The organism is uncultured Streptococcus sp., assembly GCF_963521865.1.
Taxonomy (GTDB): Bacteria; Bacillota; Bacilli; order Lactobacillales; family Streptococcaceae; genus Streptococcus.
The window spans coordinates 1-2,814 of the sequence record NZ_CAUQWY010000092.1; the positions used below are offsets into that span (position 1 = coordinate 1).

The following is a 2,814-nucleotide window of genomic DNA, read 5'->3' on the forward strand; positions in this document are numbered from 1 at the left end:
TTTACAGATATCCAATCTAAACAGTAAAAGAGGTTCACTATGAGTGAGATCAAAATTATTAACGCAAAAAAAATCTATCACGATGTCCCTGTTATTGAGAATTTGAACATTACAATTCCAAAAGGAAGTCTCTTTACCATTCTTGGGCCTTCAGGTTGTGGGAAAACGACTCTTCTTCGTATGATTGCAGGTTTCAACAGTATCGAAGGCGGAGAATTTTACTTCGATGATACAAAAATCAATAATATGGAACCCAGCAAACGCAATATCGGGATGGTTTTTCAAAACTACGCTATTTTTCCACATTTGACTGTCCGAGACAATGTTGCTTTTGGTCTTAAACAAAAGAAGATTCCAAAAGAAGAATTGATTCAACAGACCAACAAGTATCTTGAACTTATGCAAATTGCTCAATATGCGGATCGGAAGCCTGATAAACTCAGTGGTGGACAACAACAACGTGTCGCCTTGGCACGTGCCTTAGCGGTTAATCCAAGTGTTCTCCTCATGGACGAGCCACTTAGTAATCTAGATGCCAAACTTCGCTTGGATATGCGTCAAGCTATTCGAGAAATCCAACACGAAGTGGGAATTACAACCGTCTATGTGACCCACGATCAAGAAGAAGCTATGGCTATTTCAGACCAAATTGCTGTTATGAAAGATGGAGTGATCCAACAAATCGGCCGACCAAAAGAACTCTATCATAAACCAGCTAATGAGTTTGTGGCAACCTTTATCGGACGCACAAATATTATCCCTGCCAATCTTGAAAAACGGAGCGACGGCGCTTATATCGTCTTTTCAGATGGCTATGCCCTTCGAATACCAGCTCTTGATCAGGCTGATGCACAAGCTATTCATGTAAGCATTCGTCCTGAAGAGTTTATCAAAGATGAATCTGGAGATATTGAAGGAACTATTAGCGATAGCGTCTATCTTGGACTAAATACGGAGTATTTCATTGAGACAGGTTTTGCCTCAAAAATTCAGGTTAGCGAAGAATCAACTTTTGAAGAAGATCTACAAAAAGGCGATCGTATTCGTCTACGAATCAATACTCAAAAATTAAACGTCTTTTCTGCAGATGGTTCCCAAAACCTGATAAAAGGAGTCAACCATGGAACGTAAAAAACTAAATATTTGGACAGTCTCCTCTTTCTTCATCTTTCTTACCTATCTTGTCTTTCTCGTTTATCCTATCGTTACCGTGCTCAAGCAAGCACTCATACATGAAGGACAATTTTCACTAGCTAATTTTGTCACTTTCTTTAGTAAAGCCTACTACTCTGAGACACTCGTCAACAGTTTCAAGGTTTCCATTACCGCTACTATCACTTCCTTAGTCGTAGGAACCTTATTAGCTTATCTCTTCTCTATGTATGACTTCAAGGGAAAGAAATTTCTACAAATATTGATTATCATTGCTTCCATGTCAGCTCCTTTCGTGGGAGCCTACTCCTGGATTCTCTTGCTGGGACGAAATGGGGTCATTACTAAATTCCTGACAAATACCCTGCATCTTCCAGCTATCGATATTTATGGATTCAAAGGAATTGTACTTGTCTTTACACTGCAACTATTCCCACTGGTATTTCTATACGTTGCTGGGACAATGAAGAGCATTGACAATTCTCTACTTGAAGCAGCTGAAAGCATGGGTTCCTTCGGATTTAAGCGTATCGTAACGGTTATTTTACCTCTCCTAGTTCCAACCTTACTAGCTGCTGCCTTGCTTGTATTTATGAGAGCATTCTCAGACTTTGGAACGCCTATGTTGATTGGTGAAGGATATCGGACTTTCCCTGTCCTGATTTATACTCAGTTTATTAGCGAGGTTGGAGGAAATTCTGCTTTTGCATCTGCTTTAGCAATTATGGCGATTATCATTGCCTTGGCAATTTTCCTTATACAAAAATACATCTCAAACCGCTACAGTTTCAGCATGAATTCGCTCCATCCAATTGAGCCTAAAAAAACTACAAAAGGAAAAATGGCAGCCATTTATGCAACAGTCTACGGAATTATCTTGTTCTCTGTTCTACCTCAAGTCTACTTGATTTATACTTCTTTCCTAAAAACATCAGGTATGGTATTTGTCAAAGGTTATTCTCTAAACAGTTACAAGGTAGCTTTCAATCGTATGGGATCTGCTATTTTCAATACCATTCGTATCCCTTTGATTGCCTTAGTTCTAGTTGTCCTATTCGCAACATTTATCTCCTACCTAGCCGTTAGAAAACGGAACTTGTTTACAAACTTAATTGACAGCCTCAGTATGGTCCCTTATATTGTACCAGGAACCGTTCTAGGGATTGCCTTCATTTCTTCCTTCAATACTGGTCTATTTGGAAGTGGATTTCTTATGATTACAGGAACTGCTTTCATCTTGATTATGTCTCTATCTGTCAGAAGATTACCGTATACTATTCGCTCATCTGTTGCTAGCTTACAACAAATAGCCCCAAGTATTGAAGAAGCTGCTGAAAGCTTAGGAAGTAGCCGTCTCAATACCTTTGCCAAGATTACAACTCCAATGATGCTATCTGGTATTATTTCTGGAGCTATCCTATCTTGGGTCACAATGATTTCAGAACTCTCTACTTCTATCCTCCTCTACAATGTCAAAACAAGAACAATGACTGTAGCCATTTATACAGAGGTTCTCAGAGGGAATTACGGTGTAGCCGCAGCCTTGTCAACTATCCTGACTGTTCTAACAGTAGGTTCCTTGCTCTTGTTTATGAAAATCTCTAAAAGCAATAGCATTACACTTTAGTTTTCCCCATCAAAAACAGCCGAAAGGATTACCCT

The 2,814-nt window shown here is 39.3% G+C and carries 2 protein-coding genes; both read left to right on the forward strand.

Annotated features, from left to right (window positions below; all coding sequences use genetic code 11):
- Positions 1–39: 39 nt before the first annotated feature.
- On the forward strand, positions 40–1,131 hold the full coding sequence (locus RWO85_RS10230; protein ID WP_314415740.1) for an ABC transporter ATP-binding protein: 1,092 nt from the start codon (positions 40–42) through the stop codon (positions 1,129–1,131).
- On the forward strand, positions 1,121–2,779 hold the full coding sequence (locus RWO85_RS10235; RefSeq protein WP_314415743.1) for an iron ABC transporter permease: 1,659 nt from the start codon (positions 1,121–1,123) through the stop codon (positions 2,777–2,779). Before RWO85_RS10230 ends, RWO85_RS10235 begins: the two co-directional genes overlap by 11 nt.
- The last annotated feature ends 35 nt before the right edge of the window (positions 2,780–2,814 follow it).

Coding starts and splice junctions, on each gene's coding strand:
- RWO85_RS10230 (WP_314415740.1), top strand. CDS start 40: ATGAGTGAGATCAAAATTATTAACGCAAAAAAAATCTATCACGATGTC.
- RWO85_RS10235 (WP_314415743.1), top strand. CDS start 1,121: ATGGAACGTAAAAAACTAAATATTTGGACAGTCTCCTCTTTCTTCATC.